Source organism: uncultured Maribacter sp., assembly GCF_963974015.1.
Classification (GTDB): Bacteria; Bacteroidota; Bacteroidia; order Flavobacteriales; family Flavobacteriaceae; genus Maribacter.
On sequence record NZ_CAXBBZ010000010.1, the window covers coordinates 76,087 to 102,536 of the forward strand.

Genomic DNA, 26,450 nt, shown 5'->3' on the forward strand with positions numbered 1-26,450 from the left:
ACACTATAGGATTTCAATAAAACCTTTATTTTTGCGCGACCAATAAATTTAGAGATGGCTACATATAAGAAAAGAGGATATAAACCTGAAACCAAAGCTGAAAAGCAAGAATTTGAAGAACAAGAAAGTACAACCGCTGAGGTTTTTAGTTCTTTAGATGAAGGAGCTTCGAGATCAGAAGAGTGGGTTTCTAAAAATCAGAACTATATATTAAGTACTATTGTGGTAATAGCGATATGTGGTTTAGGTTATTTGGCTTACAACCAATTTGTTGTAAAACCTAAAGAGACAAGTGCGGCTAATGAAATGTACTATCCACAACAATATTTTGACCAAGCTTTGGCGAGTACAACTGCTAAAGATTCTTTGTTTACATTGGCATTAGAAGGTGCTGATGGTAAATATGGCTTTTTAGATATCATTGAAGAATATAGTGGTACCCAGGCGGCAAATTTAGCTAATTACGGTGCCGGTATGTCTTATTTGAATATGAACAAATATCAAGAAGCAATAACGTATTTAGAAGATTTTAGTTCAGAAGATGCTATTTTAGGCGCTTTGGCCAAAGGTGGTTTAGGTGATGCATTTATGCAATTAGGCCAGCCTTCTGATGCCTTAGGTTATTATGAAGCTGCAATTGCTCATAGCAAAAATGAATTTACTACTCCAAAATTTTTATACAAAGCAGGTGTAACTGCTTTGGAAATGGGAGATAAAAGTAAAGCTTTAGGCTTTTTTGAAAGAATTAAAAATGAGTTTCCAAAATCAGAAAATGCAAATTCTATAAACGCTTTTATAGGAATGGCTAAAAGTGGTGAATAATGGCAACAATAAATAAAAATTTATCAGTTTATGATAAAGCAACAATCCCAAACGCGAACGGACTTCGGTTTGGGATTGTTGTTTCTGAGTGGAATGCTGAAATTACTGAAGGGTTATTTTCTGGAGCATTAGAAACTTTAATAGATTGTGGTGCAGTGAAAACTGATATTTTAAGATGGAATGTGCCGGGTAGTTTTGAACTAACTTATGGTTCAAAGAAAATGATCGAGACACAGAAAGTCGATGCAGTTATTGCTATCGGTAGCGTAATTAAAGGCGAGACTAAGCACTTTGATTTTGTATGTGAGGCCACGGCACAAGGCATAAAAGATTTAAATGTTACCATGAATGTTCCTGTTATATTCTGTGTACTTACAGATAATAATATTCAACAATCGATTGACCGTAGTGGAGGTAAACATGGTAACAAAGGCACTGAGGCTGCAATTGCTGCAATTAAAATGGCCGTTCTTGGTAAATAGTAAATACCAATTTTCTTTTTAATTCTTTGTAGAACCTAACTTCAGTATAGGTATACTACAGCTGTTAACAAATTTTGGCATTCCTTATATGCCCTGTTTTTCTATTTTAAGTAACTTTGGTGATATGGGGATGTTGAGTAAAATAACACGGTTACGAAAAAATAGGAAATTCGATTATAGTCCTAGATATTATGATGGCAAGGGTAAAGGCAATCCTTTTAAAATGGAACCCAAATTTGACCAATTTCGTAGCACTTTAGATACGTCTCGAGGTTTAAAAAGAAAAATCAATCGTGCTTTAGAAGATGCTAAAAGAAAAGGAGATCGTAACCTGAAGATTAGGATGATAGTTATTTTAGCTATTTTACTGCTTATTTTCCTTTATATAATTGATTTTGACCTCTCAATATTCTATTCTTCATAATGGCCGATATTATTAGATTATTACCTGATCATGTCGCAAATCAAATTGCTGCAGGTGAAGTTGTTCAGCGCCCATCTTCTGTGGTAAAAGAATTATTGGAAAATGCTATAGATGCCGGTGCAACCGAAATACAGCTAATTGTAAAGGATGGTGGTAAAACATTGATTCAAATCGTGGACAATGGTAAAGGTATGAGTGGTACCGATGCTAGGTTGAGTTTTGAACGGCATGCAACATCTAAAATTCAAAAGGCAGAAGACTTATTCAATTTACATACTAAAGGTTTTAGAGGCGAGGCTTTGGCATCGATCGCTGCAATTGCGCATGTTGAAATGCTTACTAGAACTGTAGAAGATGAGATTGGTACTAGAATAAAAATGGAGGGTAGTAAAGTTGTTGCCCAAGAAGTAGTTGTTGCGCCTAAAGGGACTTCAATGCTGGTCAAAAATTTATTTTTTAATATTCCGGCCCGAAGAAATTTCTTAAAATCTGACCAAGTTGAATTTAGGCACATTACCGACGAGTTTCATAGAATTTCATTAGCGCATCCGCAAGTAGCATTTAATTTTTATAATAATGGCAGTGATGTTTTTCAATTGCCGGCCAATAATTTTAGAAAGCGTATTGTTCAAATTTTTGGAAGAAAAACTGATGAAAAATTGGTTCCTGTTGATGAAGAAACTCAAGTTGTCAAAATTTCAGGTTACATACAAAAGCCTGAGTTTGCCAAGAAGAGTAGGGGTGAACAATTTTTCTTTGCTAACAATAGGTTTATAAAAAGTCCGTATTTACATCATGCTATTTTAGGGGCTTTTGAAGGATTAATTCGCCCTGGTACCCACCCTGGTTACTTTCTAAACTTAGAGGTTGATCCAGGTACAATAGATATCAATATACATCCAACCAAAACAGAAGTTAAATTTGATGATGAGCATACTTTATATGCAATGCTCAAGTCTACGGTGAAGCATAGTTTAGGTCAATTTAATGTTACGCCTGCTATAGATTTTGAACAAGACCAGAATTTAGATACTCCTTATTCATATAAGAATAAGGAAGTTGGTATACCCCAAGTTGTAGTAGATTCTTCGTTTAATCCATTTGAAGCGGTTAAAACATCGAAAGGTAATTCTACTGGTAACTATTCTAAGCCTAAGGTTGAAGGATGGGAAAACTTATACTCTGACATGGAAGTGTCTTTAGATGGAAATAGTAATTTAGAATTTGAGTCTGAAGTTGTAAATAGTAGTATTTTTGATGAAGGTAAAGAAGTTGTAGACCATACGACTACTACTTTTCAATTGCGTAAAAAATATATTATAACGACTATAAAATCTGGCATGGTCGTTATTAATCAGAGCAGGGCACATCAACGAGTTCTTTACGAGAAATTCTTGAAAAATATTACTATTAAGGAAGCGGTTAGCCAGCAATTATTATTTCCACTTACTTTGTCATTTTCACCAAGTGAGATTGGTATTCTTAATGAAATAAAAGAGAATTTATGTACCGTTGGCTTTGTGTTCGGTGAAGTTGCTGTTGATGGTGTAGAAATTAAGGGAGTACCTGTTTTAGTAGCAGAGAGTGAAGTACAAATGATTATGGAGCAATTAATTTCTGATTTTCAACAAGAGGTGCCAGGCGATAGTTTTTCGCAAAGCGATATGTTGGCAAAAACACTGGCAAAAACTTTATCGGTAAAAACAGGTGAAACGTTAGATGAGTTTTCTCAAGTGAAATTGGTAAATGATTTATTTGCCTGTAAGGAAACAACCTTGAGCCCGTTTAATAAAAAAGTATATATGACAATCACTGAGAATGATATTGAACGAAAATTTATTTAAATGGGAAGAATTACAGAAACAATCAAGCACTTACTTATAATTAACATTCTGTTTTTTGTTGCTGCGCAAATGTTTGGCGCACAAATTTATGAGTTGTTTTCGTTATATTTTCCTAAGAATGAGCATTTTCAGCTGTGGCAAATTATTACCCATATGTTTATGCATGGTGGGTTTATGCATATTTTGTTTAATATGTATGCGCTGTGGGCTTTTGGTACACCATTAGAACAAATGTGGGGTAGAAATAAATTTTTGTTTTTTTATATATCTGCAGGTTTAGGTGCGGCTTTAATACATATTGGTGTCAATTATTATTATTATAATGAAGGAATGAGCGCTTTAATAGACTCGGGGTTGACAGAAAGTAGCGTTTTAGAGATTATTAATAACGGACAATACAATACGGAATGGTATTCCATTGCTGGCAGATCAACTATCGATAATTTTCTAGGAGCATTCAATACACCAGTGGTGGGTGCTTCTGGTGCAATTTATGGTATACTGGTAGCATTTGGTATGTCATATCCTAACAGCGAACTTTTTCTTATATTTCTGCCAATACCTATAAAAGCAAAGTTCTTTATTCCTGTTCTTATTGCATTAGATTTATTCTCTGGTGTAACAGGGTATAGTTTATTCGGACAAGGAATTGCCCACTTTGCCCATGTTGGAGGAGCGCTTTTCGGATTCTTAATGATGTGGTATTGGAAAAAAAATCAATTTAACAAAAATAGGTGGAACTAAGATATGGCTCAACCCAATTTAAAATATCAGTTTAGCAGGTTAAATATTGCGGAGAAGTTAATTGCTATAAACGTTTTAGTTTTTATCGTTAATGCTTTGGTGCCTTTTTTATTGGGTATACCTAAAAACAGTATTGTACAGTGGTTCGAGCTGCCAAATGATATCGTTGATATTGCATTTCAGCCATGGTCGATTGTGACTTATTCTTTTTTTCATGGTGGAATTGGGCATCTATTTTGGAATATGCTGATGATATATTTTGTTGGAAAAATCTTTCTTAATCTATTTGATACGAAACGATTTTTGAACGTTTATATACTCGGTGTCATATTAGGTGGATTGTTTTTTGTTTTAGGCTACAACATCTTTCCGGCTTTTTTTAATACTAATGCATTCCTTATTGGAGCTTCTGCCGGAGCAAGTGCAGTTCTGATTTTTGTATGTACCTATCTGCCGAATCAAGAGGTAAGAATTATTTTTTTCAATGTAAAACTTTGGATGGTCGGAGCGGTCGTTGTTTTATTAGATTTAGTTCAATTGCCGATAAGTAATTCTGGAGGGCATTTGGCACACCTAGGAGGTGCTTTCTTGGGTTATTTATATGCAAGTCAATTGCTTAAAGGAAATGATATAGGCTCGGGCTTCTCTAAATTTATGGATAGCATTGCAAATATATTTAAAGGTTCGGAAAAGAAAGCTCCGATGAAAACTGTTTATAAAAACAAAAAGACGAGTAGCAGTACCTCTTCTGCGGCAGATTATGATAAAAAGACCCATCAAAGAAAGATTGACTCCATACTTGATAAGATAAGTAAGTCTGGGTATGAAAGCCTGTCTAAAGTAGAAAAAGACTTTTTATTTAAAGCCGGTAAAGAGAGCTGAACAAGATGAAAAAACAATCGTTTTTCTCAAAAATCATGTTGCTATTGAACATGATTTTCTCTTTTTGTTTATTGTTGGCATGTATTATTCCATATACTTCATCGGCTAGTTTGGCATTTGTTAGTTTAGCAGTTCCTTTATTGGTTTTTGTAAATATTTTATTCCTTGTATATTGGTTATTACGTAAGAAATTTTATTTCCTTGTCTCCCTATCAATTTTGGTTTATGGTTATTTGACGTTAGGTACGTTTATTGGTTTTAACTCAATGAATAAATCTATAAGTAATGACGACTCAATTACAATTATGAGTTTTAATAGTTTGGGTTTTAGAGGTAAAGAGGATGAATGGAAAAGTACAGCGGGTGATACCATAGTTAAGTTTATTCAAAATGAACGTCCTGATATTGTTTGTTTTCAAGAGTTCGATTACAAGAAAATTAGATCTCATTATTTTGAAGAATACCCGTTTAAGTATGTTGATTTCGAATTCGGACCTGATAATGGAAGGGTCATTCAAGCGGTTTATTCTAAGTTTAAACTTTTAGAAAAGGGACTTTTAGAATTTCCTGAATCATCCAACAGCGCAATTTTTGTAGATATAAGATACAAGAAGGATACAGTTCGTATTTATAACCTTCATTTAGAATCTTTAAATATTAGACCTAACAGTATTAAAAAAGAGCGTTCAGATAAATTGTATGGGAGATTAAGAGATTCTTTTGCCAAGCAGCAAGAACAGTCTTGTATTGTAAGAAACCATATGAATAATAGTCCTTATAAATCTATTGTTTGTGGGGACTTTAATAATACTCAATTTTCAAACTCATATTTTACAATAAAGGGTGATTTAAAGGATAGTTTTTTAGAAAAGGGTAGGGGTTATGGTAAGACAATCAACTTCTGGAAATTTCCATTTCGAATCGATTATATTTTAGTAGACCCATCTTTTGAAGTACTATCTCATAAAAATTATGATATTAATCTTTCTGACCATGAACCAATCATGGCGACTATTAAAATTCCGACCTAATAAATAGACAATCTACGGTATCTGCTAGTATATGTAGTAATAAAGCTAAGCCGATTACTCTTGTTTTTTTTAATATAAAGAGAAGTATAAATACTGCTATTGCCCAATAGCTATGAAGCGGGTGAAAATTAATGCTACAGCGATTTGGTTCGAACATAGGGTTGGCCAATACATGATCCAAGTCTATAACGATACCTAACAATAATATTATGGATACCCAAAATCGATTTTCTTTATAAAAGTAAAAGGCTATAAAAATCGGAACGATAAAATGAATGCCATAATGGGCTATAAACCTAACCATTAGTTGGTATAATGAATTCGTGCTTTAAGTAATCTACCGTATTTGGGCCAACATTAAAAAGTAAGTCTAAGATGCTTAAATTAGGTATAAAACCATTGCGGTCACCAAATACTTGAACATAAGGTTCAAAGTCTAATTTAGGTTTTAGTTTGGCGCTAATCAAAGATCTATAGTCTTTGTTATCAACAGGTTTTTCTTCAAACTTTTCTGTTTTGGTCTGTGGCATTTCTAACTGAAGACACTCGAAAACAGTATCAATTGTCTTTAAGTTAAAGCCTAGTAGGCTTTCAAAGGGTTCTGTGTACAATGGTTTAATATCATCTTCATAAAACTCAAAGAAGGGTGATGTTCTATAGGCCGTTTCTAAAGTACGCCAATGTTGTCTTTGCCATGGGTACGAATTGTCTATAGTTACATCTTTATATTTTTGTCTTCCGTTGGCTTTACCTACATGTATAATAGGGATACTTAGAATATGTTTACCTCGGTCATTACAAATGTATGTCCGGTTTCTAAATGTCTGTTTTTGGTAATTGTCCTCTACTTCCCAACAGATATCATGGTGCATAATATAACTGAACGTAAGAATGTTCGGAAAATAAGATGGATGAATTAATTTCATCTGTTAAGATTTATAGTTTAAGTGGCTAAATTTATTTCTTCGCCTTGTTTCGTTTCCAAAACCAGTTTCCAACGAAATAAGCAACCAATAAAATCAAGAAATACTTGAAGTAAGATTGTGGCTCACCTTCCCCATTTACTGTGGTAAAGATACGGTCCCATCTAGGTCTCCAATTGCTAATACCTTCAGTGAAATTATCGAAACTCATCCAAATGAAAATGGGGGTACCTACAATATGATTTTCAGGTACATACCCCCAAGCTCTACTATCTTCAGAATGATCTCTGTTATCACCCATCATCCAATAATAATCTTGCTGAAAAGTATATGAAGTAGCAGGTTTTCCGTTAATGAGGATTTGATTTCCTGAAACAGAAATTTCATTTTTTTCGTATTCGCTAATAATCTTTTTGTAAAGTGGTAAAACTTTAAGGTTCAAATCTACGGTAGCTCCTTTTTGTGGAATATAAATAGGACCCATTTGACTGTAATTCCATGGGTAATCAGGACTTTGAGGAAATAAATTCACTCCTCTTCGTCCTTTTTCAGCTACATTTTGGATTACTGAATCTATTCTAGGGTCAGCTTTAAGTGTTTTAACCATATCAGCGGTTAAAGGTACTGTGCGTTCACGGTCGGTAATTTCTTTTAGAGATAATCTATATTTCGATATGACATTGGCAGGTATGCCAGAACCTTTTGTGTACAGTTCTATTTGACCATTTTCAGCTTGATTATAACCTAGAAGATAACTTCGTATTCCGTTAACCTGCTCTTGATTTAAGGGACTAGATAAATATTTTCTGGTAAAGTCTGTAATGCCTAAGGCATCAAGAGTTCTTGAGGATACACCTTTAGAACTATATACTTTGTAGTCAAACTGTGGTTTGGCACTGCCTGGTAATTCTAATTGCTTCCCATTAATAAATACATAACCATTTCGAACTTCTAACGAATCGCCTGGTACACCCACACAACGCTTAACATAATTCGATTTTTTGTCAATAGGCTTATCCACTCCTTTTTCTTTTTTAAAGAATACACGAACCGTATCGGCAGGCCAGCTAAAAACTACAATGTCATTTCTGTGGACTTTGGTAAAACCAGGAAGCCTGAAATAGGGTAGTTGTGGCTTTTTTAAATAAGAAGGGACTCCTAAAACAGGAAGTGTATCATGAACCATTGGTGCTGCAATCGTAGTCATTGGTGTTCTTGCGCCATAGTGAAATTTACTTACGAAAAGAAAATCACCTACTCTTAATGTACGTTCTAAAGATCCCGTAGGAATTACATACGGTTGAATGAAATATGTATGTACCAAAGTAGCTGCTACAATTGCAAATAATATAGAACTTACCCATTCGCCCATGGCAGTTTTTGGTTGCAGACTTCTATCTTGTATGTAAGTGACATCTAACGAATAATTGACATAATATATATAAAAGCCAAGGGTAAAGACAACAAGCCACGTTTCTAAGGTGCTATTACGACCAAAACTTCTTATCGTTTCAACCCAAATTACAGGAAACATCAATAAGTTGATAATCGGGATGAATAAAAGAATTACCCACCATTTAGGTCTATTTATAATTTGCATTAATACAATAGCATTGTAAACAGGTATAGCTGCTTCCCAAGCTTTTCTACCAGCTTTTACATATAATTTCCAAGTACCTAAAAAGTGTATCACCTGTACAAGTAAAATGAAAATAATCCATTGGGTGGCGTTCATGAGCTTTGTTTTTTATAGAAATAGTATGATTTTTTTCGATGCTATTTTATACATCAATAATCCATCAGTCTTTATGTTTGATTATTGTTACTTTTTTTAACCAAGGTTTAACACATCTCGCATTGAGAAAATACCGGTTTTACCAAGAATCCATTCAGCTGCAGTAACTGCTCCTAAAGCAAATCCTTCTCTATTGTGTGCGGTATGTTTTATTTCAATACTATCTACAACATTGTCATATGTGACAGTATGTGTACCTGGAGTTTTACCTATTCTTTTTGAGGTGATGGACAATGAGCCATTAGAATCATCATCTAATTTCCATTGAGTATATTCAGAGTTGGATATGACTCCTTCAGCCAAAGAAATTGCCGTGCCACTAGGTGCATCTAGCTTTTGCGTATGATGAATTTCTTCTAATGAGACTTTGTACTCTGGCAAGTTCTGCATCATTTTGGCTAAATAATTATTTAACTCGAAAAAAATGTTTACTCCAAGACTAAAATTAGAGGCGTAGATAAAAGCTCCATTTTTACTTTCGCATAATGCAGCGGCATCTTCATATTTATCTAACCAACCGGTTGTGCCTGATATTACTGGAACGTTGTTTTCGATGCACTTTGTAATATTACTGTAAGCCGCTTCTGGCATACTGAAATCTATAGCGACATCCATAGAATTAAAATCAATATTCAGTGTATGCTCATCAATTTTGGCAACGATTTCATGACCTCGATTTAGGGCAACCTGCTCTATCATCTGACCCATTTTTCCGTATCCGAAAAGTGCAATTTTCATTCTTAAAATTTTATAATTAATGCCATACCGTAATTCGGACTGTTAGTTACCTGATTTAAATCAAAATATGGTTCGAAATCTATACTAAGATCATCATCAATATTGAATTGCTTTAAGTGTGCATCTACATTTGCATCCACAATATTCAGTGCATACATGCCAATTGCGACAACCAACCACAGATCACGATCACTTTGAAAACGTTCTTGTTGGTATTCAAGATCATCATTATCTAAGGATGGAATAATACCATTATTTAAATCATAAAATTCATCGTCGGTAAAACCAGCTTGTCTGCTCTTAAAAGCAGTTCTAAAACGTTGATAGTTATCATTGTTATAGGTATACATATAAATACTACCTCCAATGAGTCCCCATGCAATGGGAGCTTTCCAATATCTTTTGTTGTATATCTGTCCCATTCCAGGTAAAATGGCAGAATAAAATGCTGCTTTACTAGGTGCAAGCGGATTAAATTCTTTCTTAGATTTCTTAAACGAAACGGAGTCTTGAATTATAATAGCGTGTTGATTCAGCGTAGCTTGTAAGCTATCTGTTTCTTTTTTAGGTAAAGTCTCCTGTTCTTCTTGTGAAAAGCAGAAGTTGATAAAAAAAAGTAGAACAAAGATTAGAATTAAATTACTACGCACCTGTTATCAATTTTTTGATACGGTCGAACTCCTCTTGAGATTTAAATGGAATAGTTATTTTTCCTCTGGCATTATCAGTAGATTTTATATCGACTTTTACCGATAAGGCATCGGTTAATTCTTTAATACCCTTGCGAATAAAAACAGAAGCTTCTATTTGAACCGGTTTTTTTATTTCTTCTGTAACTACATCATCAGAATGATATGCTTTAACTGCACTTTCAGTATCTCTGACAGAGAGATTGTCAAAGATTATTTTTTCATAAAGAGCAATTTGGTCCTGCTTTTTGTCGATATTAACCAAGGCTCTACCATGGCCCATACTTAAAAAGCCATCTCTCATACCTGTTTGTATGATTGGGTCCAATTTCAGTAAACGGAGGTAATTAGCAATTGTAGACCTTTTTTTGCCCACACGCTCACTCAATTTTTCTTGGGTAAGATTAATTTCATCAATTAATCGTTGGTAAGATAATGCAATTTCAATAGGGTCTAAATCTTGGCGTTGAATATTTTCAACCAAGGCCATTTCTAAAGATTCCTGATCATTAGCAATACGTATGTATGCAGGTATTGTATCTAAACCTAATAACTTAGAGGCGCGATATCTTCTTTCCCCAGAAACTAATTGGTATTCGTTAAAACCTAGTTTTCGAACGGTAATAGGTTGAATTACACCAAGCTCGCGAATAGAAGTGGCTAATTCTTTTATAGATTCATCATTGAAATTAGAACGAGGTTGAAACGGATTAACCTCAATATGTTCTAAATCGAGTTCAATAATATTACCAACGACCTTATCAGCGTTTTTATCTGTTGCAGATTTTATATCATTTTCCGGATCTTTCAAAAGTGCTGAAAGACCTCTTCCTAGAGCTTGTTTCTTTGTCGCTTTTGCCATACTTAAACCTTCTGCTTATTTTTTTTGACTATTTCATCGGCCATATTCAAATAATTGGTTGCCCCTTTACTTGCAGCGTCATATTTGATAATACTTTCTCCATAACTAGGTGCCTCACTTAAACGAACATTACGCTGAATTACGGTATCGAAAACCATATCTCCAAAATGCTTACGCACTTCATCGACTACTTGGTTCGATAATCTTAATCTAGAGTCGTACATCGTTAATAACATGCCTTCAATATCTAAATCGGGATTGTGCAGTCGCTGAACACTTTTTATAGTGTTTAAAAGTTTACCCAAACCTTCAAGAGCGAAATACTCACATTGTATTGGTATAATGACAGAATCTGCAGCTGTTAATGCGTTCAATGTTATTAACCCTAATGACGGTGCGCAGTCAATCAATATATAATCGTAATCTTTCTTTAAATCAATAATGGCCTTCTTCAACATATATTCACGCTCATCTTTATCTACCAATTCTATTTCAATGGCAACAAGATCGATATGTGCGGGAATCAAATCAACATTTGGTGATGTTGTCTGTATAATAGTTTCTTTGGCGCTTTTTGTGTGTTCAAATAACTGATAGGAGCCAAGTTCAACACTATCTACATCAACACCTAGCCCTGAAGTGGCATTAGCCTGTGGGTCTGCATCAATTAATAATACTTTTTTTTCTAGTACACCTAGCGAGGCAGCTAAGTTTACTGTAGTGGTAGTTTTACCTACCCCTCCTTTTTGATTAGCAATAGCAATAATCTTGCCCATATTCAAAGTAAGTTAGTTCGTAAAAATACGATTATTTATGAGGCTTATGAAAGGATTTTGTTAACACTAGGTGAATAACCAAAGGCATTTGATTAAAAATGCGTTAAAATTTTAATTATGAAAGGGTTAAGGAAAAAATTTGTGTGTAGTATTTCTATTGGTGATAACTTATTAAAATGATATTAAATTAATTTTTATTTTTTTGTTTTAAGCTATCTTCATATTCAATTAGATAAATTTCCTCGTTCTTTTTCTTTAAATAGTATTCTTCACGAGCAAATCGTTCTAGTTCACCTTCATCAGATAATTTTTCAATTATTATTTTGTCCTTGGCGATCTCTTCTTTTAAAAAGTCTTGTGTTTTCTCTAGTTTTTTTATTTCCTTTCTTAATTCTAAATGAATCAATAATGAATTCGTATCAAAAAAAAGCATCCAAACTACAAAAACAGAAAGCACCAATACATACATATTGGTCATGATTTTAAACCATTTTTTTTGCTTTAAATTTTTAAATGCCATTACTCTTGCATTAATTTTTCATTGATTATACTCCTTACGATTTCAACTGCAACGGTATTGTATTTGTTATTCGGAATTATAATATCGGCATACTCTTTTGTTGGTTCTATAAATTGCTCATGCATAGGTTTAATGATAGACTGATATTTTTCTAAAGTATCATCTAAATCCCAACCTCTTTCGTTGACATCTCGTTTTAATCTTCTAATCAGTCTTTCATCGGTATCGGCATGAACAAATATTTTAATATCGAACATCTTACGAATGGCTGAATTGGTCATAATTAATATGCCTTCAACAATAATAACTTTGGTAGGGTGGGTTAGTACTGTTTTAGCCGTTCTATTACACTCAAGAAAGGAATATACAGGTTGCTCTATAGACTCCCCGTTTTTAAGCGCGATTAAATGCTGCTCTAAAAGAGAAAAATCAATAGAGCTAGGATGATCGAAATTGGTTTTTCTTCTGTCCTCTAAACTTAAATGTGATAAGTCATTATAGTAAGAATCTTGTGAAATCACACCAACTTCCTCATTCGGTAGTTCATTGATAATTTGATTTACTACGGTAGTTTTTCCACAACCAGTTCCACCAGCTATCCCTATAATTAGCATACATTTAATTTTGCTGCAAAAATACATATTTGAATTTCAAATATCCGCAAAACTTAAAAATCAAGTTTAAATAACATTGCTTGAAATACTAAACCTTATTTTTGCACGATGCAAAGTGAACAGGTAAAACCTAATTTTGAGTTTGTTGCCCTAATGGCATCTTTAATGTCTATTGTGGCATTGACTATTGATGCAATTTTACCGGCTATAGCTGATATTGGTGTATCTATAAATAGCCTTGACCCTACTAGAAATCAGTTATTGGTTACTATGATATTTTTAGGCCTAGGGGTAGGGCAATTATTCTTTGGCCCACTTTCCGATAGTCTGGGTAGAAAACCAATTGTATACTTTGGATTCATAATTTTTTTAATCGCAAGTGTTATTTGTTTAGTAGCCCCTAATCTTGAGATTATGTTGGTAGGTCGCGTATTGCAAGGTGTCGGACTTTCAGCTCCTAGAACAATTAGTATATCTATAATTCGCGATACATATAAAGGCGATTACATGGCGAAAATTATGTCGTTCGTAACTGCATTCTTTATACTGGTACCCATTGTTGCACCTGCAATAGGTAAAGCACTTTTAGATATTATGGGTTGGCAAGGTATCTTTTATATTCAGTTGTTTTTCGCTTTAGTGGTAGGTATTTGGTTTTGGAAACGTCAAGAGGAAACTTTGAATCCAAATTTTAAGGTACCATTTTCTTTATCTGTTTTTATTTCAGGAACAAAAGAAATAATGAGGTACAAAGAAACTGTTTCATGCACCCTTATTTCAGGCTTAATTACAGGATCGTTTTTAGTGTATTTAAGTTCTGCTCAACATGTATTTGAAGATTTATACGGACTAACTGAAACCTTCCCATATGTTTTCGCAGGTTTAGCATTTTCTGTTGGTTTTTCCACTCTTATGAATGGCACATTGGTATTGCGCTTCGGTATGCGAAATTTATCATTTTTAGCATTGGTGATGTTTACAACACTAGCTTTAGGGTATAGTTTGTTATTCTGGAATTCAGAAGATCCTGGTTTAGGGATTTTATTAACTTGTCTTTCTTTATTATTTCTTTGCTTAGGTTTTATTTGGGGAAATATGAGGTCTATTGCAATGGAGCCCATTGGTCATATTGCGGGTATAGGAGCAGCTATTACTGGTTTTATATCCACTATTTTATCTATTCCTATTTCAATTTTTGTAGGCAGTTTTATTAATGATTCTGTTTGGGCGCTTTTTGCTGGTTTAGGTGTATGTGGTTTATTGTCTGTACTGCTATTTTTATCATTCAAGACCCGTCCATTGTTTGCGAACAATCATTCCTATAGAAAGTAAATGTTTTTGAGTTTATTGGTATTTCTAGGCTTTGATTTTTCTTCAAAAGCTAAAATTTGATGTTCCAAATTTTATATGAGATAGAGCAGTTTTTACTTGTTCTTTATGGTCCGAATTTTAGCCGGTGGTAATAACCGAAGGGAATATTTCAAAATTATAATGAATTAAAAAAATCCTTCATCAAAAAGCAATTTTTAATTTGATTTAATGAAGGATATGCTCTATTAATTAAGTCTTACAGAGAATTATCCATAATTTCTTGAACAACCTCCGGATTCAAAAGTGTACTGGTATCCCCTAAATTACTTGTGTCATTACTGGCAATTTTACGAAGAATCCTACGCATGATTTTACCACTACGCGTTTTTGGAAGTCCAGAGACAAACTGAATTTTATCCAACTTGGCAATAGGTCCTATGTGCTCTGTAATTTGTTGATTAATTTCTTTTCTTAAATTCTCTCGGTCTCTACTTTCACCTGTTTCTTTCAAAATAACAAACCCGTAAAGAGCATTGCCTTTTACGTCATGTGGGAAACCTACAATGGCTGATTCTGCTACTGCAGGATGTTCATTGATGGAATCTTCAATTGGTGCTGTTCCTAAATTATGGCCTGAGACTATAATGACATCATCAACACGGCCGGTAATACGGTAATACCCAACGGCATCCCTAAGAGCACCATCACCTGTAAAATACATATTTTCATAGGCGGTAAAATAGGTGTCTCTATATCGGTCATGATTTCCCCAAATTGTTCTGGCGATTGAAGGCCATGGGAATTTTATGCATAGTCGACCTTCAACTTGATTTCCTTTTATTTCTTTGGCGTTCTCATCCATAAGTGCTGGTTGAATACCAATAAAAGGTAGTGTCGCGTAGGTAGGTGCCGTTGGTGTTACATAAGGTATAGGAGTTATCATTATTCCACCTGTTTCCGTTTGCCACCAAGTATCAACTATCGGACTATTCTTTTTACCTACATTATTATTATACCAGTGCCATGCCTCCTCATTGATAGGTTCACCTACCGAGCCTAATACCTTTAGACTTGAAAGGTCATACTTTTCGACATACTCTAAATTTTCCTTTGCCAATGCCCTAATAGCAGTGGGTGCGGTATAAAATTGATTTACTTTATGTTTTTGAATAACATTCCAAAAACGACCATAATCTGGATAAGATGGTACGCCTTCAAACATTAATGTAGTGGCGCCATTTGCTAATGGCCCGTAAACAATATAAGAATGACCTGTAATCCAACCTATATCGGCGGTACACCAATAAACATCATTTTCGGTATATTGAAATACATTTTTAAACGTATAGGCGGTATACACCATATATCCAGCTGTAGTATGGACCATACCTTTTGGAGTACCTGTTGAGCCAGATGTGTACAGAATGAATAATGGGTCTTCAGCTTCCATAATTTCCGCAACACAATCGGCATAGGCATCATCCAATAGAGGCTGTAACCATTTATCCCTACCATCTTCCATATAAATTTCTGAACCAGTGCGTTTCACAACAAGAACATTTTCTACCTTAGGACATTCTTCAAGAGCTTTATCAACAATTCCCTTTAAATCGATTGATTTTGTTCCTCTAAAGGAACCATCTGAAGTGATAACCATTTTACAATCAGAATCATTGATTCGGGTAGATAATGCATTTGATGAAAATCCTGCAAATACTACAGAATGTATAGCGCCTATTCTAGCACAAGCTAAAAGTGCTACAGCAAGCTCAGGTATCATGGGTAAATAGATGCACACGCGGTCACCTTTTTTTACTCCGTGGTCTAATAATACATTCGCCATTCGACAAACTCTTTCGTGTAATTGCCTATAGGTAATATGAACTGTTTCCTCTTTTGGATTGTTAGGCTCAAATATAATGGCAGTTTTAGTCCCCCTTGTGGGTAAATGACGATCTAAACAGTTTTCTGTAATGTTCAATTTAGCGCCTTCGAACCATTTTATTTCTGGTTTTTTAAAATCCCAGCTCAAAACATTGTCCCATCGCTTACGCCAAACAAAATGTTCTTCGGCGATTTCTTCCCAAAAGGCTTCAGGATTACGAACCGATTTACGATATACTTGAAAATATTCCTCTAAATGTTTGATGTGGTAATTACTCATTGTACCCGTTAATTTTATATTCTATACGTGTGAACACCTTTATACTATTGATAAAAGTTGATTTGTTTTTAATTAATGCCCTGTTGCTTCACCAGCACCACTTGGTATTCTAATGTTCTCTACAATTTCTTGTACATCTACTGGCGGTTCTGGTGTAAATTGTAATACAATAATTGCTACAATAAAGTTAGCAATCATGGCGATACTACCAAAACCTTCTGGTGAAATACCAAACCACCAATCTGCCTCGGTACCCCCACCAAACCAACCAAATTTGAATTTGGTCATATAGAAAAGCATCAGAATTATACCGACAACCATTCCACTAATGGCGCCTTCCTTATTCATTTTTTTATAAAAAATTCCAAGCACGATTGCCGGAAAAAAGGAGGCTGCAGCCAAACCAAAGGCTAATGCTACTACAGCCGCTACAAACCCTGGCGGATTTATACCAAAGTAACCAGCAATGCCTACTGCAACTGTTGCTGCACCTCTAGCCACCCATAACTCTGCTTTGTCTGATATATTTGGGTTAAATACTTTCTTTACCAAATCATGAGAAACCGATGCTGAAATAACAAGTAAAAGACCTGCTGCAGTTGATAGCGCTGCTGCTAGTCCACCAGCCGCTACTAAAGCTATGACCCATGCTGGTAAATCAGCAATTTCAGGATTCGCCAAAACCATAATATCATTGTCAATGGTAAGTTCGTTTTTATCTTTATCCGCTACATATTGAATTTTACCATCCGCATTTTTATCATCGAAAGTTAATAATCCGGTTTCTTCCCAATTTTTAAACCAAACCGGCATATTGGAGTAGTTTTCGTTACTGACCGTGTTAATCAGGTTGGTTTTTGCAAACACAGCAACAGCAGGTGCTGTTGTGTATAAAATAGCAATTAAAAGGAGCGCTAGACCTGCGGATTTACGTGCGTCTTTAACTTTTTTCACTGTAAAAAAGCGGACAATTACATGCGGTAGACCAGCGGTACCCACCATTAAAGCTAAAGTGATTGCGAAAATATCGGTTAATGATTTTGAACCGTTGGTATATTCGTTGAACCCAAGTTCAGTAGAAAGGCCGTCTAATTTATCCAATAAAAAAGTTCCTGAACCATCATTTAAGGTTGAACCCATACCCAATTGCGGAATCGGGTTTCCTGTCATCTGTATCGAAATAAAAATAGCTGGTACCATAAAGGCAAAAATCAAAACACAATACTGTGCTACTTGAGTGTATGTTATGCCTTTCATTCCACCTAAAACGGCATAAAATAGAACTATGACCATCCCAATAATTACACCAGTGTTTATATCCACTTGAAGGAATCTTGAGAAAACCACACCTACACCACGCATTTGACCTGCTACATAAGTAAATGAAACTATGAGGGCACAGATAACAGCAACAATACGAGCCGTTTTTGAATAATAGCGGTCACCTATAAAATCAGGAACCGTGAATTTTCCGAATTTACGTAAATATGGAGCTAACAATAATGCCAGTAGCACATAGCCGCCAGTCCAGCCCATTAGGTAAACAGAGCCATCATATCCTGCAAAGGATATAATACCTGCCATTGAAATAAAGGAGGCGGCCGACATCCAATCAGCAGCAGTTGCCATACCATTGGCAAGTGGAGAAACACCACCCCCGGCAACATAGAAATCTTTTGTAGAACCTGCTCGAGAATAAATTGCGATTCCAATATAAAGGGCAAAAGTGAGCCCTACTAAAATATACGTCCAAGTTTGAACACTCATTTGTTGTTTTTTTGGTGGTTGGTTTTATATTGGTCTATTCGTTATAGCCGTATTTCTTATCTAGTTTGTTCATTAATCGAACATAGACAAATATGAGGATTACAAAAACATAGATCGATCCTTGTTGTGCAAACCAAAAGCCTAATTTAAAGCCGCCAATTTTGACAGCATCTAACGCATCTTTAAATAATATTCCGGCTCCGAATGAAACTACAAACCATATAGCTAAAAGTATAAATAGATACCTTACGTTCTGTTTCCAATATGCTGTAGCTTTCTTTTGTTTTTCTGACATTTTAGTTTGTGTTATAATGTAGTAAATTAGGTAAAAAAGTTCAATTTGGCAGGTAAACAACGCCACTGGAAGAATCTTTTTTTGCTCCTGTAACAGATGAAAGAACATTTGTTTGTTGTTCAACCCTTAGTACACCCATTAAAGCAAACACCAATGCTTCCTTAAATTCTATTATAATTTTTTCGGGTATCGTTATATTGGTGGTTTTAACTAATTTCTGCTGTAACGTTTCTATAAAGAATGTGTTTAAAGCGCCACCACCTGTAACCAATAAGCTTTGTTTATCACCAATTGTATTAAGATCGATTTCCTGGGCTATTTTATCGCATATGTGATGAATGCTAGAGTGAAGTAAATTTTCGATGGAGTCATCTGTTTCTTCAACTATGGGTACCACTTCATCTAAAAACCACTCATAGCCGATAGATTTAGGGTGGGGTAGTAGATAGTATTGAAGGTTGTTTAGACGTTCTAACATTCTTTTATTTATGGTGCCTTTTCTGGCTAATTTTCCATCTTCATCATATTGCAAATTAACTTTTCGGGTAATGTAATTTAAAATCATGTTCGCCAAACCGATATCGTAGGCTATTCGTTTTCCTTTTACATCGAAAGAAATATTACTAATGCCACCAAGATTTAGGCAAAAATCATATTCACTAAAAAATATTCGGTCACCAATTGGTACCAAAGGAGCCCCTTGACCGCCTAGAGCAAGGTCGTTCGTTCTAAAGTCACAGATTACCTTATGGCCGCTGGTATTTGCTAAATGCTGCCCTGACCCAATTTGAAAAGTAAGTCCCATTTCTGGTCGGTGATGGGTTGTATGGCCATGACTAGCTATATAATCAACATTTAAATTATTTTCTTCAATAAATTGAAGTGTTTGTTCCCCTAACCATGTGCCATACGTATTATGCAATTCAATTAGTTTTTCTGCTGATAAACCAATGGCATCTTTTAAGGTGTTCAACATTTCTGTGTCGTAGGATACGCTTTTAGTAGTTTTAATGTCAAATTCCCAAGTTCGATTTTTCTCCCAAATATGACAATAGGCAAGGTCTAAACCGTCTAAGGATGTCCCTGACATTAGACCAATGATTTTATATACTTTCATATAGGTAGAATTTTGATGTTACACTTTTATGTGCTAATTGAAATTTCAATTTTGTAATGTTAAAGAAACAGGAAGTTTACCTTTGGCTTCCATGGTGCCTAAGAAATGCTCGGTAGCTACATCTTGAAATTCCTTAAAACTTTGATAGGCTATTACCGTTGCGGTTGTTTTATTAGTATTCAAAAACTTAAGGGCATAAGGATTGCCGAAATGATATAAGACCACTTTCTTCAAATCAATCATTTCATTCATAAAATCAATCTCTTCTTGAAGGAATCCGAAGTTGTTCGTTGGCTTTATTTGTGGTGGAGTGAGGAGTAAAAGAATTTCAGGTTCATTTTCGATTTCTTTTCTCATTTCCATGAGATTATCTAAAATATCTTGGTTTGTTTGCTTAGCACCAAAACGTTTTAAGGTTAGTGTACAGTAATTTGTGTTCCTGAAGCTTGCTATACCACTTGTTGTACCATGTAGCAGAGTAAGCGACTGCTCAGCAATTTTTCTGTTTAGGAAACTTGGGTCTGTCAATTCTTTGTCTAATGAAGTGTTTCGAAAGACCTTTTCTTTAAGTGTCCAGATGCGTTCTATGCTTTTATTGATTTGAGCTACAGTTGCATTTTTTAATATCATTTGTATTCCTTCTTCAATATGTTCGGCAAAACATAATACGTCATTTCCCGCATCAAAAGCTAGCCACTCCAATTGACCTAGGGTTGGATAATTTTTAGAAACTGCATGCATGTTCAATGCATCTGAAATCACTACACCATCAAAACCCATTTCATTTCTAAGTATTCCAGTGATAATATCTTTATTGATACTTGAAGGCAGATTTTTATTAGTGGTCAATGCAGGAACAGATAAATGACCAACCATTATAGAATCTACGCCTTGATTTATTAACTGTTGAAAAGGATATAATTCATTTTCTAACAATTCGGTTTTTGTTTTATTGATAACCGGAAGTCCTAAATGTGAATCGGTAGCTGTATCTCCATGACCAGGAAAATGTTTTATGCTAGTTAGAACTCCTTCGCTTTGCGTTCCCTTTACATATGCAGTAGCCAATGAAACTACGTTTTCTTTGTCATCACCAAAAGAACGATAACCAATAACCGGATTATTAGGGTTGGTGTTAATATCAACAACAGGAGAAAGATTCCAATGTATTCCAGCAGATTTACAGTCTTTGGCAATTTGTTTTCCTACTTCATATGTTAGGTCTATATTTTTAACATTGGCACCCAAAGTTATGGCGTATGGATATTGCGGAGTATTCTCAATGCGCATGGAAAGTCCCCATTCTGCATCAATGGAAATTAATAGGGGGTAGGTCGCTGCCTTTTGATATCTAATGATGAGGTTTTTAATCACCTCAAAACTATTCTCATTTTTTATTACTTTCTTTTTACCTTCAAAATTGGTGGCTGCACTTGCCCTTGAGTGAAAAAAACAAAGTCCTCCAATATGGTAAGTAGAAATTAGTTTTTCAAGCTGTTGTATTTCTTCTTCCGTATCATTTATAAATGCTGCGGGCATAAATAACTGACCTACTTTTTCAGTAGTAGTGAGTGTTTTTAGCGCTTCTGAAGTTGATAGAATATTATTCATTGGGAACTGTAGTTTTTTTGCCGAAATCTGCTGGATAAGAAATGAATTTTAATAAGAATAGGGCGGGTAAGGCTGCAATAACAACCCAAACAAAAAAGCCATCATACCCTAGCCATTGTTGTATGTAACCGCTTACCATGCCAGGCAGCATCATGCCTAGTGCCATAAAGCCTGTAGCTATTGCATAATGAGAGGTTTTCGATTTTCCGTCGGCAATGTATATGAGATACATTAAAAAGGCTGCGAACCCGAAGCCGTAGCCAAATTTTTCGAAGATAACTGTTGCTGTTACGGCGTAAATGTTGGTCGTGTTAGTTACTGCCAGTACTGCATATAAAATGTTAGGTAAATTCAAGGAAAGCACCATAGGCAGCATCCATTTTTTTAGACCATCTCTTGAAATTAGTATGCCTCCTAGAATTCCTCCAATAGAAAGAAAAATCACTCCGGCGGTACCGAAGATGGTTCCAAGTTGTTCTGTTGAATAGCCTAAACCCCCTTCATCTGGAGTGTCTAATAGAAAAGGTGACGCCATTTTTACCAATTGCGATTCTCCTAAACGGTAGGTTAAAATGAAAGTTAATGCAACTCCAATACCTGGTTTTTTGAAGAATGAAGAGAATACTTCTAAAAACCCTTTAGGTTTTTCCTTTAGCTCGTCATTTTCAGATTCATATTTCGGAGTAACGAAAAAGTTTGCGACGGTCATGATCAACATTAAAAAAGCTGCTGCCGACATCGTAATGCTCCATGCCTTGGTGTTATCACCGTATTTGTTTTCTAGAAAGCCAGCAAGAACAACAATCAATCCTTCTCCTGTAACCATGGCCAATCTGTAAAACGTACTTCTCATACCAACGAAAAAAGACTGCTTCTTTTCGGTTAACCCAAGCATATAATACCCATCTGAAGCAATATCATTGGTTGCAGATGCAAATGCGGCCATCCAAAAACAGGCTAGTGAGGATATAAAAAACATGTTAGTCGGTAAGGTCAGTCCTACCCCCAAAAGTGCTACAGCTATTAATAGCTGCATAGCTAAAAACCAATTTCGTTTCGTGCTTTTTAAATCCACAAACGGGCTCCATAACGGTTTTAAAACCCATGGTAAATATAAAATACTGGTGTACAGGCCGATATCTTCATTGCTTACGCCTAGTTTTTTATACATAATTACTGATACCGTGACCACTAATACGTAGGGTAGGCCTTGCGTGAAATATAGAACGGGCACCCATGCCCAAGCTCGTTTATCTTTTTGAACCATCTTTTGCTAGTTTTTTTAAATTAATTATCATTGGTTCAGTTTCAACACCATAAATATCGATAAAGCTTAGTGCTAAAAAGTTGTCTGATACTTGGTTCCTTTGAATTAGCAGTCTATTTGGGTTATCATCTAAAAATATCTTAAACACTAATTTTTTAATAGGGTATTCGTCTTTTACTTTACGACCAGTTTTATAAAGTAAGGCATATCGCATATTCTTGGTGTCATCAAGATGAAGAATAAAATCATTTTCAGTTTGTTCGGTAATTTTCAAACGTGGAGTTTTTATTTCAGTGGTTTTTGATAATGGGAAAGAGGGATTCAAAGCAGGTAGTTTATAATACTTTTTGTGAATATATTCTACAACATCGACTTTATCACTCATAAGAGATTTAGCACTGAACATAATATTGCCAGAAACTTGAGGTGTTTCTCTAGCTAGCTCTAATTGCATTGGTAATTCTTTTATATCGTCCCACGCTTTATCACTGTTGTTCCGAACTTTATAAGCTCCGTTTCCAATATAAAGGTTTGTTTTGAAATTGTTTTTTGACCACCAATCAACAATAGTTTTGTGTGATGCCACAGGTAGGTCCATGCTCCAATACACCTGTGGAGCCAGGTAATCTATCCAACCTTTTTCCATCCAAAGTAATGGGTCTGCATATAAATCTTCATAGGTAGTTTGCCCAGCTTTGGTATTTGAACCTTTAGGGTCTGTTGAGTTATTTTTCCAAACTCCGAACGGACTAATACCAAACTGCACCCATGGTTTTATCGACTTAATTGTTTTATGCGATTGCTTTACTAAAGAATCAATATTACTACGTCGCCAATCATCAATTGACTGGTCTTTTTTGGCGTAAGTTTCAAAGGCTGTAGAATCATTGAAAACTTCATCTTTAATTTTATATGGATAAAAATAATCGTCAAAATGAATGGCATCTACATCATAGTTTGATACAATTTCAGCAATGATATTCGAAAAATGGTTTCGAACTTCAGGCAACCCAGGATTGTAATAATTCTTTTTACCATAATGTACCATCCACTCTGGGTGTGTACAATAGTCATGAGATTCAGCAAGAACTTCAAAATTTTCATCGAATGTAGCCCTGTAGGGATTTAACCAAGCATGGAATTCCATTCCTCTATGGTGAGCTTCTAAAATCATCCATTCCAATACATCTATATTCCAATTGGGTGACGTACCTTCTTCACCTGTTAAGAATCTTGACCAAGGTGCATAATCGGAAGCATAAAAAGCATCACCAGCTGCACGAATTTGAACGATTACAGCATTGTAATTCTCTTTCTGATAAAAATCTAGAATCTTGATATAGTCGGCTTTTTGTTTTTCATTACTGTCATTGCCATTCTTAGGCCAATCGATATTAACGACAGTTGCTATCCAAACACCTCTAAATTCGGTTTTTGGATGTTTTTCGTAGGTCTTAAAAATGCCACATGAATTAAATAGGACTAAAATAAAAAGGAAGAGTGTGTATTTTGACATAGTATTAAAAAAGGCCCATTTTACTACTAAAATAGGCCTTTTTATAAAAGATTTAATGTTAATTGAATTTATGCCTAACAAAAGCTTCCATGGCAGCATAAGAAGATAAGCCCAGAGCTTTGTATTTATTGGCAGTATTACGATTTCTTTCTTCGGCACGCATCCAAAATTCTCTTGAATCATCGCCTTGAAACATTACGCCGTCTTTTTGAGATTGATGACAAAATATAGCATGTCTTTTCTTTAATACTTGATCAGGACTCATAGGTACTGCCATTTCAATTTCATTGATATCCCACTCATGCCATGCTCCTCTGTATAGCCACAACCAACAATCTTTCATGAAGGATTCAGATTTTAATTGTTCACAAGCAGAAAAGACAGCATCTAAACATACTTTATGTGTGCCATGTGGGTCTGCTAAATCACCTGCAGCATATATTTGATGAGGTTTTATTTTTGAAATTATACCTACTACTAAAGCTATATCTTCTTGAGATAAATTTTTCTTTTTAATGGTACCCGTTTCATAAAATGGTAAATCCAAAAAGTGAACATTACTATCTTTTAAACCCATATACCTAGTTGCCGCATAAGATTCACCTCGTCTTATTTTGCCTTTTAAATTACGAACTTCTTTAGAATCTATTTGAGTTTCGTTTTTATCGGTAATCGATTTTATGATTTTTTTAGCCTCATCTGATGGATGAATCTGTAAAGCTATTTCTGCGTATTTTCTGGCATCCGTATCGGAAACCGCTATATTTCCAGAAGTCTGATAAACAATATGTACTTCATGCCCTTGTTCTACAAGTCTATCAAATGTACCGCCCATAGAAATAACATCGTCATCTGGGTGTGGGCTGAAAATGATAACCCGTTTTTTAGCTGGTGTTGCACGTTCAGGTCTATGTGTATCATCTGCATTTGGTTTACCACCAGGCCAACCAGTAATGGTATGCTGAAGTTTATTGAACATTTTAATGTTAAGGTCGTAAGAATCTTCTAAAGCAAGAAGGTCTGCCATACCATTATCATTATAGTCTTTATCCGTTAAGCTTAAAATAGTCTTACCCGTAGTTTCGCATAGCCAAACCATTGCCTTGGCTCTTAAATCTTCATTCCATTTACACGCATCTACTAGCCAAGGTGTTTTGTTACGTGTAAGTTCGCTACCTGCTCCCGTATCTAAGACGAAAGTACAATTGTCATGGTGCTGTAAGTAGGTCGCCGGTACATGCGAAGACACTTCACCCTCAATTGTCTTTTTAATTATTTCAGCTTTATTCTGACCCCATCCTAAAAGAACGATACGTTTTGCCTTTCTTACAGTCGCAATTCCCATAGTGATTGCTTTACGAGGTACATTATCTATACCTAAAAATGAAGGTGCAGCATCAACACGCGTTATATGATCTAAAGTTATAACCCTAGTACCCGAGTTAAAATGAGAACCAGGCTCATTGAAACCTATGTGTCCCGTTCTACCTATACCTAATAATTGAAAATCAAGACCGCCATTTTCTTTTATTTTTCGTTCATAACTTAGACAATATGCCGTTGTGTCTTCATTACTCACTGTGCCGTCTGGAATATGGATATTTTTTTCTGGAATATCTATATGATTGAATAGATGCTCATGCATGAAGTAAAAGTAACTTTGAATGTTATTTGGCTCCATAGGTAGATACTCATCTAAATTGAAAGTAACCACATTCTTAAAACTTAAACCTTCTTCTTTGTGCATGCGTACCAACTCTTCATACACCCTTATAGGTGATGATCCTGTTGCTAAACCTAAAACACAATTTCTTTTTTGACCTTGTCTTTTCTTTATTAGACTTGCAATTTCATGAGCCACTTCAATAGATGCCTTGTTGGAATCTTGAAAGATTACATTGTGAATTTTTTCGAATCGTGTTTCTTCAAATTGGCCAATGGGTTGATGGCCAATGTCGATTTTAGTTTCTTTAACGGCGTTTTTCATAAGATTGTAATGAAATTTTAGGTTTTTAAATCATGCAAATATATGTGTTATTTTGATTTTATGCAGTTTTTTGCCACTAATTTTGCATTTATTTGCTGTTAATTAATGTTTGTTTAGTGTTTATATTACAATGACGACATAAAACAGCAAGAGAATAAAATTGCTATATTTGCTGATATTATCACTAAAAGGTAGCAAATTCATGCTTAAAGAGGAGCGTCAACAAACAATTTTAAATGAGGTAGATCTTCATAATAGGATTTTAATAA

25 protein-coding genes are annotated in these 26,450 nt (G+C 35.0%); 8 read left to right on the forward strand and 17 right to left on the reverse strand.

What is annotated here, in order from left to right:
- The first annotated feature begins 54 nt into the window (after positions 1-54).
- From AACZ41_RS13170 to AACZ41_RS13200, 7 genes are all read left to right on the forward strand, one after another.
- A complete protein-coding gene (locus AACZ41_RS13170) occupies positions 55-822 on the forward strand; it encodes a tetratricopeptide repeat protein (RefSeq protein ID WP_339628976.1) in 768 nt (255 codons plus the stop codon).
- A complete protein-coding gene (gene ribH / locus AACZ41_RS13175) occupies positions 822-1,304 on the forward strand; it encodes a 6,7-dimethyl-8-ribityllumazine synthase (protein ID WP_339628977.1) in 483 nt (160 codons plus the stop codon). Before AACZ41_RS13170 ends, ribH begins: the two co-directional genes overlap by 1 nt.
- Positions 1,305-1,392: 88 nt before the next feature.
- Positions 1,393-1,728 (forward strand): riboflavin synthase subunit beta, encoded by a 336-nt coding sequence (locus tag AACZ41_RS13180; protein ID WP_339628978.1) that lies wholly within the window; start codon positions 1,393-1,395, stop codon positions 1,726-1,728.
- The gene (gene mutL / locus AACZ41_RS13185) at positions 1,728-3,572 is read left to right on the forward strand and encodes a DNA mismatch repair endonuclease MutL (protein ID WP_339628979.1); all 1,845 of its coding nucleotides are present in this window, start codon (positions 1,728-1,730) and stop codon (positions 3,570-3,572) included. The genes AACZ41_RS13180 and mutL overlap by 1 nt, the downstream gene beginning before the upstream one ends.
- A complete protein-coding gene (locus AACZ41_RS13190) occupies positions 3,573-4,316 on the forward strand; it encodes a rhomboid family intramembrane serine protease (RefSeq protein WP_339628980.1) in 744 nt (247 codons plus the stop codon).
- Positions 4,317-4,319: 3 nt separating this feature from the next.
- Positions 4,320-5,198 carry a rhomboid family intramembrane serine protease gene (locus AACZ41_RS13195; protein WP_339628981.1) on the forward strand — a complete coding sequence of 293 codons (879 nt, stop codon included), beginning with the start codon at positions 4,320-4,322 and terminating at the stop codon, positions 5,196-5,198.
- A gap of 266 nt (positions 5,199-5,464) precedes the next feature.
- Positions 5,465-6,229 carry an endonuclease/exonuclease/phosphatase family protein gene (locus tag AACZ41_RS13200; protein WP_339628982.1) on the forward strand — a complete coding sequence of 255 codons (765 nt, stop codon included), beginning with the start codon at positions 5,465-5,467 and terminating at the stop codon, positions 6,227-6,229.
- On the opposite strand, the gene AACZ41_RS13205 is transcribed toward AACZ41_RS13200, so the two are convergent.
- The 9 genes from AACZ41_RS13205 to udk all read right to left on the reverse strand — a co-directional run bounded on the left by AACZ41_RS13205 (position 6,213) and on the right by udk (position 13,146).
- Positions 6,213-6,533 carry a DUF6122 family protein gene (locus tag AACZ41_RS13205; RefSeq protein WP_339628983.1) on the reverse strand — a complete coding sequence of 107 codons (321 nt, stop codon included), beginning with the start codon at positions 6,531-6,533 and terminating at the stop codon, positions 6,213-6,215. The genes AACZ41_RS13200 and AACZ41_RS13205 overlap by 17 nt on opposite strands.
- Positions 6,526-7,155 carry a WbqC family protein gene (locus AACZ41_RS13210; protein WP_339628984.1) on the reverse strand — a complete coding sequence of 210 codons (630 nt, stop codon included), beginning with the start codon at positions 7,153-7,155 and terminating at the stop codon, positions 6,526-6,528. The genes AACZ41_RS13205 and AACZ41_RS13210 overlap by 8 nt, the downstream gene beginning before the upstream one ends.
- Positions 7,156-7,186: 31 nt before the next feature.
- Entirely contained in the window at positions 7,187-8,887 is a 1,701-nt protein-coding gene (gene lepB / locus AACZ41_RS13215; RefSeq protein WP_339628985.1) for a signal peptidase I, read from the reverse strand.
- A gap of 96 nt (positions 8,888-8,983) precedes the next feature.
- Positions 8,984-9,685, reverse strand: coding sequence for a 4-hydroxy-tetrahydrodipicolinate reductase (gene dapB / locus AACZ41_RS13220; protein ID WP_339628987.1), 702 nt, complete (start codon positions 9,683-9,685; stop codon positions 8,984-8,986).
- Between the two features lie 2 nt (positions 9,686-9,687).
- Positions 9,688-10,335 carry a DUF5683 domain-containing protein gene (locus tag AACZ41_RS13225; protein WP_339628988.1) on the reverse strand — a complete coding sequence of 216 codons (648 nt, stop codon included), beginning with the start codon at positions 10,333-10,335 and terminating at the stop codon, positions 9,688-9,690.
- Entirely contained in the window at positions 10,328-11,236 is a 909-nt protein-coding gene (locus tag AACZ41_RS13230) for a ParB/RepB/Spo0J family partition protein (protein WP_339628989.1), read from the reverse strand. Before AACZ41_RS13230 ends, AACZ41_RS13225 begins: the two co-directional genes overlap by 8 nt.
- Before the next feature lie 2 nt (positions 11,237-11,238).
- The gene (locus tag AACZ41_RS13235) at positions 11,239-12,012 is read right to left on the reverse strand and encodes an AAA family ATPase (protein WP_339628990.1); all 774 of its coding nucleotides are present in this window, start codon (positions 12,010-12,012) and stop codon (positions 11,239-11,241) included.
- Positions 12,013-12,199: 187 nt separating this feature from the next.
- Positions 12,200-12,532 carry a septum formation initiator family protein gene (locus AACZ41_RS13240; protein ID WP_339628992.1) on the reverse strand — a complete coding sequence of 111 codons (333 nt, stop codon included), beginning with the start codon at positions 12,530-12,532 and terminating at the stop codon, positions 12,200-12,202.
- Complete coding sequence (gene udk / locus AACZ41_RS13245; protein ID WP_339628993.1) at positions 12,532-13,146, reverse strand: uridine kinase; 615 nt, start codon at positions 13,144-13,146, stop codon at positions 12,532-12,534. Before udk ends, AACZ41_RS13240 begins: the two co-directional genes overlap by 1 nt.
- A gap of 108 nt (positions 13,147-13,254) precedes the next feature.
- On the opposite strand from udk, the gene AACZ41_RS13250 reads away from it, so the two are divergent.
- On the forward strand, positions 13,255-14,478 hold the full coding sequence (locus AACZ41_RS13250; RefSeq protein ID WP_339628994.1) for a multidrug effflux MFS transporter: 1,224 nt from the start codon (positions 13,255-13,257) through the stop codon (positions 14,476-14,478).
- A gap of 235 nt (positions 14,479-14,713) precedes the next feature.
- On the opposite strand, the gene acs is transcribed toward AACZ41_RS13250, so the two are convergent.
- From acs to nagB, 8 genes are all read right to left on the reverse strand, one after another.
- Positions 14,714-16,621 (reverse strand): acetate--CoA ligase, encoded by a 1,908-nt coding sequence (acs, locus tag AACZ41_RS13255; protein WP_339628995.1) that lies wholly within the window; start codon positions 16,619-16,621, stop codon positions 14,714-14,716.
- Positions 16,622-16,693: 72 nt separating this feature from the next.
- Complete coding sequence (locus AACZ41_RS13260) at positions 16,694-18,388, reverse strand: sodium:solute symporter family protein (protein ID WP_339628996.1); 1,695 nt, start codon at positions 18,386-18,388, stop codon at positions 16,694-16,696.
- A 34-nt stretch (positions 18,389-18,422) separates the two neighbouring features.
- Positions 18,423-18,683, reverse strand: a complete 261-nt coding sequence (locus tag AACZ41_RS13265; RefSeq protein WP_339628997.1) for a DUF4212 domain-containing protein — start codon at positions 18,681-18,683, stop codon at positions 18,423-18,425.
- Positions 18,684-18,723: 40 nt separating this feature from the next.
- The gene (locus AACZ41_RS13270) at positions 18,724-19,800 is read right to left on the reverse strand and encodes an anhydro-N-acetylmuramic acid kinase (protein WP_339628998.1); all 1,077 of its coding nucleotides are present in this window, start codon (positions 19,798-19,800) and stop codon (positions 18,724-18,726) included.
- 45 nt (positions 19,801-19,845) lie between these two features.
- Complete coding sequence (locus AACZ41_RS13275; RefSeq protein ID WP_339628999.1) at positions 19,846-21,411, reverse strand: glycoside hydrolase family 3 protein; 1,566 nt, start codon at positions 21,409-21,411, stop codon at positions 19,846-19,848.
- Complete coding sequence (locus AACZ41_RS13280) at positions 21,404-22,678, reverse strand: MFS transporter (RefSeq protein ID WP_339629000.1); 1,275 nt, start codon at positions 22,676-22,678, stop codon at positions 21,404-21,406. Before AACZ41_RS13280 ends, AACZ41_RS13275 begins: the two co-directional genes overlap by 8 nt.
- Positions 22,662-24,194 (reverse strand): family 10 glycosylhydrolase, encoded by a 1,533-nt coding sequence (locus tag AACZ41_RS13285; RefSeq protein ID WP_339629001.1) that lies wholly within the window; start codon positions 24,192-24,194, stop codon positions 22,662-22,664. Before AACZ41_RS13285 ends, AACZ41_RS13280 begins: the two co-directional genes overlap by 17 nt.
- Before the next feature lie 58 nt (positions 24,195-24,252).
- On the reverse strand, positions 24,253-26,181 hold the full coding sequence (gene nagB / locus AACZ41_RS13290) for a glucosamine-6-phosphate deaminase (protein ID WP_339629002.1): 1,929 nt from the start codon (positions 26,179-26,181) through the stop codon (positions 24,253-24,255).
- Positions 26,182-26,450: the final 269 nt, after the last annotated feature.

Excerpts from the sequence above, each read along its gene's own strand:
- ribH (WP_339628977.1), top strand. The coding sequence starts at position 822 with ATGGCAACAATAAATAAAAATTTATCAGTTTATGATAAAGCAACAATC.
- AACZ41_RS13180 (WP_339628978.1), top strand. The coding sequence starts at position 1,393 with ATGCCCTGTTTTTCTATTTTAAGTAACTTTGGTGATATGGGGATGTTG.
- AACZ41_RS13275 (WP_339628999.1), bottom strand. The coding sequence starts at position 21,411 with ATGAATAATATTCTATCAACTTCAGAAGCGCTAAAAACACTCACTACT.
- dapB (WP_339628987.1), bottom strand. The coding sequence starts at position 9,685 with ATGAAAATTGCACTTTTCGGATACGGAAAAATGGGTCAGATGATAGAG.
- AACZ41_RS13250 (WP_339628994.1), top strand. The coding sequence starts at position 13,255 with ATGCAAAGTGAACAGGTAAAACCTAATTTTGAGTTTGTTGCCCTAATG.
- AACZ41_RS13210 (WP_339628984.1), bottom strand. The coding sequence starts at position 7,155 with ATGAAATTAATTCATCCATCTTATTTTCCGAACATTCTTACGTTCAGT.
- acs (WP_339628995.1), bottom strand. The coding sequence starts at position 16,621 with ATGAGTAATTACCACATCAAACATTTAGAGGAATATTTTCAAGTATAT.
- AACZ41_RS13235 (WP_339628990.1), bottom strand. The coding sequence starts at position 12,012 with ATGGGCAAGATTATTGCTATTGCTAATCAAAAAGGAGGGGTAGGTAAA.
- AACZ41_RS13270 (WP_339628998.1), bottom strand. The coding sequence starts at position 19,800 with ATGAAAGTATATAAAATCATTGGTCTAATGTCAGGGACATCCTTAGAC.
- AACZ41_RS13190 (WP_339628980.1), top strand. The coding sequence starts at position 3,573 with ATGGGAAGAATTACAGAAACAATCAAGCACTTACTTATAATTAACATT.
- AACZ41_RS13170 (WP_339628976.1), top strand. The coding sequence starts at position 55 with ATGGCTACATATAAGAAAAGAGGATATAAACCTGAAACCAAAGCTGAA.
- AACZ41_RS13285 (WP_339629001.1), bottom strand. The coding sequence starts at position 24,194 with ATGTCAAAATACACACTCTTCCTTTTTATTTTAGTCCTATTTAATTCA.
- AACZ41_RS13240 (WP_339628992.1), bottom strand. The coding sequence starts at position 12,532 with ATGGCATTTAAAAATTTAAAGCAAAAAAAATGGTTTAAAATCATGACC.
- AACZ41_RS13265 (WP_339628997.1), bottom strand. The coding sequence starts at position 18,683 with ATGTCAGAAAAACAAAAGAAAGCTACAGCATATTGGAAACAGAACGTA.
- AACZ41_RS13195 (WP_339628981.1), top strand. The coding sequence starts at position 4,320 with ATGGCTCAACCCAATTTAAAATATCAGTTTAGCAGGTTAAATATTGCG.
- lepB (WP_339628985.1), bottom strand. The coding sequence starts at position 8,887 with ATGAACGCCACCCAATGGATTATTTTCATTTTACTTGTACAGGTGATA.
- AACZ41_RS13205 (WP_339628983.1), bottom strand. The coding sequence starts at position 6,533 with ATGGTTAGGTTTATAGCCCATTATGGCATTCATTTTATCGTTCCGATT.
- udk (WP_339628993.1), bottom strand. The coding sequence starts at position 13,146 with ATGCTAATTATAGGGATAGCTGGTGGAACTGGTTGTGGAAAAACTACC.
- AACZ41_RS13260 (WP_339628996.1), bottom strand. The coding sequence starts at position 18,388 with ATGAGTGTTCAAACTTGGACGTATATTTTAGTAGGGCTCACTTTTGCC.
- nagB (WP_339629002.1), bottom strand. The coding sequence starts at position 26,181 with ATGAAAAACGCCGTTAAAGAAACTAAAATCGACATTGGCCATCAACCC.
- AACZ41_RS13200 (WP_339628982.1), top strand. The coding sequence starts at position 5,465 with ATGAATAAATCTATAAGTAATGACGACTCAATTACAATTATGAGTTTT.
- AACZ41_RS13230 (WP_339628989.1), bottom strand. The coding sequence starts at position 11,236 with ATGGCAAAAGCGACAAAGAAACAAGCTCTAGGAAGAGGTCTTTCAGCA.
- AACZ41_RS13280 (WP_339629000.1), bottom strand. The coding sequence starts at position 22,678 with ATGGTTCAAAAAGATAAACGAGCTTGGGCATGGGTGCCCGTTCTATAT.
- mutL (WP_339628979.1), top strand. The coding sequence starts at position 1,728 with ATGGCCGATATTATTAGATTATTACCTGATCATGTCGCAAATCAAATT.